1 protein-coding gene and 1 pseudogene are annotated in these 807 nt (G+C 76.6%); one reads left to right on the top strand and one right to left on the bottom strand.

All coding sequences use genetic code 11. The features are described from left to right. A pseudogene (locus B7767_RS33265) lies at positions 1-195 on the bottom strand (potassium transporter TrkA); the annotation flags it as partial. 193 nt (positions 196-388) lie between these two features. Between B7767_RS33265 and B7767_RS33260 the strand changes: the two are divergent. Then, the coding region (locus B7767_RS33260) for a permease (RefSeq protein WP_179167386.1) at positions 389-807 on the top strand (419 nt) is incomplete at its 3' end.

Here is an 807-nt window from a genome sequence, read left to right as displayed (position 1 = left end):
CCCGCCGTTGCCCCGGTTCACGGCGGTCACGACCCGGTCGAGCAGGGCGGCGGAGGCCGCGCGGGCCCGTCCCGCCATCGGCTGCCGGCCGCCGCGCCCGGACGGCGGTACGACGAGGGTCACCTGCTCGCGGTAGACACCGCGCAGTTCGGCGGCGAGCCGGTGCGCCAGCCCGTCGTCGCCGCACACCACCATGTGCGCCGACGGGTCGCTGGGCAGGGCCGGGTTGGGAAGGAGGCTCACCACAGGGGAAGAGACTGCCTCATCGCGACGGGTGGTTCCAGGTCACCGCTGAACGGCCCCGCCCCGCCCTCCGTACCAAGGGGGAAGGGACCCGAGCGCGGCCCCGCCCTCTCACGCGCGCGTCCACCGGAGGTGCACCCGGCCCGTGGCCATCACGAAACCGCCCCCGCACGGCACCGCCGGACCCCGCGGCGGCCGGGAGGAGGAGACGCACGACGAGGCGCCCCGCCACCTCACCTCCCCCCTCCTCCTCACCCTCGTCCTCCTCACGGCCGTGATGTTCCAGGACCCCGTCCGCCGCGCCCTGGCCGCGCCGGTGATGCAGAGCTGGATGACGGTGTTCGTGGCGGTCGTCCTCCAGGCCCTCCCCTTCCTGGTGCTCGGCGTCCTGCTGTCGGCGGCGATCGCGGTGTTCGTCCCGCCGTCGTTCTTCGCCCGCGCGCTGCCGGAGCGCCCCGCGCTGGCCGTACCCGTCGCGGGTGCGGCGGGAGCGGTGCTGCCGGGCTGCGAGTGCGCGTCCGTGCCGGTGGCGGGCGCGCTGGTGCGCAGGGGAGTGGCGCCGGC

The organism is Streptomyces sp. 13-12-16, from assembly GCF_002114215.1.
Taxonomy (GTDB): Bacteria; Actinomycetota; Actinomycetes; order Streptomycetales; family Streptomycetaceae; genus Streptomyces.
Note: the sequence above shows the minus strand (reverse complement) of the source record. Positions and strands in the feature narration are given on the sequence as shown.